General features: G+C 35.7%; 1 protein-coding gene. It reads right to left on the bottom strand.

Features of this window, described 5'->3' with window-relative positions; genetic code table 11:
• The coding region (locus BKH42_RS09610) for a hypothetical protein (RefSeq protein ID WP_180674040.1) at positions 1 to 2,734 on the bottom strand (2,734 nt) is incomplete at both ends.

Below are 2,734 nucleotides of genomic sequence, written 5' to 3'. Positions count from 1 at the left end.
TTCTTCTCCCATATCTGCAAATTTATGTAAATCATTTTGATGTTTAGCTAAAGCTTGTTGTTCAGAAAGTACAAAATCTGACTTAGGAGGGAGAGGAGGTGGAGTGTCATTAGATTCACTATGAGGCTTATAAGATGTGGTTTGGACATCACCATTAGCATCAGAATTTAAATCTTTAACATCATAAGAGCCTTTATTTTTTCTAAAAAAGTTTTTGATTTTTTTAGCTAAGGATTGCTTGGATGAAGAAGAATTTGTGGAAGTCCCCTGTGCTGCTTGTGCTCCTTGCAATAATGAAGGTTCAGGATTGTTGCTAGTGCTAGGAGGATTTGTGGAAGCTCCTTGTGCTCCTTGAATTATATTTTTAATAGGATTTGGAGCAAAATTTTGTTGCTCAGGACTTTCAGAGTATTTAATAACAAGTGTTTCTTTAAATCCATGTAGGAAAGAAGGTTCAGGATGATTAGTACCAGTTGGATTAGCATCAGTTCCTTGAGGTGCTCCTAATAATGAGTATTCAGAGTGATTACCATCAGTTGGTTTTTTTGGTTTTGATACCTTTGCATATAGTGCAGAAGGGTCAGGATTGTTACTAGCTGGATTTTCCTGAGGTGCTCCTACCAATGAGTATTCAGAATGATTGCTAGGTTCAGTTGGATTTGTAGAAACTCCCTGTGCTCCTTGCAGGAAAGAAGGTTCAGGATGATTAGTACCAGTTGGATTAGCATCGCTTCCTTGAGGTGCTCCTAATAATGAGTATTCAGAATGATTTGCATCAGTTGGTTTTTTTGGTTTTATCACCTTTGCATATAGTGCAGAAATATCAGGATTGTTACTAGCTGGATTTTCCTGAGGTGCTCCTAATAAAGAATATTCAGAATGATTGCTAGCTGGATTTTCCTGAGGTGCCTGTAATAAAGAATATTCAGAGTGATTTGCATCAGTTGGTTTTTTTGGTTTTGATACCTTTGCATATAGTGCAGAAGGATCAAAATTCTCACTAGTACCAATTGGATTTGTAGAAACTCCCTGTGCTCCTTGTAATAATGAAGGTTCAGGATTGTTGCTAGTGCCAAGAACTGGATGTCCTGGTTCAGGTATCATTTCATATAAAGGATCAACATTCTCACTAGTACCAGTTGAATTTGTATCAGTGCCCTGTACTCCTTGTAGTGTAGAAGATTCAGAATTCTGAACTGGAAGTTCTGATTGAGGACTTTTTTTAGCAAATACATTTCGTAATCTCTCAAGGAATGGCTTTGTATTTGTTTGTTCAGTACTTGAAGCCTGTGATGCCCCTGCAAAATCAGATGAAGGACGATCCATAAGATTGGTTTTAAATATTTTCGCCATCTCCTGACCTTGACCAATAGCTTCTGCTTCCACGATCTGATGAGTACCTAAATCATAACCATCTGTTCTGTAGTCAGCATAGTATTTATAATTCAAACCAACAATAGAGATATAGTCTTTGGTATTTTGCGTGAATAGAGGATTATCAATATTATTAACAAAAAAATGTTGTTGTTTGTGAGTCATCTCATGAACTGCTGAATTTAGGACATGTAAGCCCACTTCTTGTGGAGTGGGATTTTCATTCTTAAAATACAATTTTACGTATCTCTCAGGTGTAGGAATATGAATATTATGAGTAAATGGCCTATAAAAAACGTGGTCAGATTTGTTTGAAAAAACAAGGCGTGTCTTTGTAATATTTAAACCTTGTTCCTTTAATGCATCAGAATAATGAGCGATAACTTCTTTGACTAATCCCTTATAATGATCTTGATTTGAAGGATCAAAATTTCTGATATAGTTTTCTATTTTAGGATTATTCATTATTTTATTTTTTACGGATTCAAAAATACCATCTTTAAGACTTATATAATCTTGAGATTCTGGTTTGTAAGGAATATGATCGCCAACTTCTGAAAGTAGATCAACAAAATCACCTTTCAGACCTTCTGTTTGAAGATTTTGTTCAAAAATTGGATTTTTTACTAAAGAATGAAGCATATCGGTACTTTGAGATAAGCTTAATGTCTGAGCTTCAAACACACCTCGCTCAATAAAATCTTGTAAATCCTTCACATCTCCTTCAGATGATTTGATTTCTCTCTCCATAGGAACCCTAGGAGGTACTTCTTCTCCCATATCTGCAAATTTATGTAAATCATTTTGATGTTTAGCTAAAGCTTGTTGTTCAGAAAGTACAAAATCTGATTTAGGAGGGAGAGGAGGTGGAGTGTCATTAGATTCACTATGAGGCTTATAAGATGTGGTTTGGACATCACCATTAGCATCAGAATTTAAATCTTTAACATCATAAGAGCCTTTATTTTTTCTAAAAAAGTTTTTGATTTTTTTAGCTAAGGATTGCTTGGATGAAGAAGAATTTGTGGAAGTCCCCTGTGCTGCTTGTGCTCCTTGCAATAATGAAGGTTCAGGATTGTTGCTAGTGGTAGGAGGATTTGTGGAAGCTCCTTGTGCTCCTTGAATTATATTTTTAATAGGATTTGGAGCAAAATTTTGTTGCTCAGGACTTTCAGAGTATTTAATAACAAGTGTTTCTTCAAATCCATTATCTTGGTTTGAAGAATGATTGCTAGGTTCAGTTGGATTTGTAGAAACTCCCTGTGCTCCTTGTAGGAAAGAAGGTTCAGGATGATTAGTACCAGTTGGATTAGCATCGCTTCCTTGAGGTGCTCCTACCAATGAGTATTCAGAATGATTT

It is taken from the genome of Helicobacter sp. 13S00482-2 (genome assembly GCF_002272795.1).
GTDB lineage: Bacteria > Campylobacterota > Campylobacteria > Campylobacterales > Helicobacteraceae > Helicobacter_J.
The sequence above is the reverse complement of the archived record's forward strand: the minus strand, read 5'-3'. Positions and strand labels throughout refer to the sequence as shown.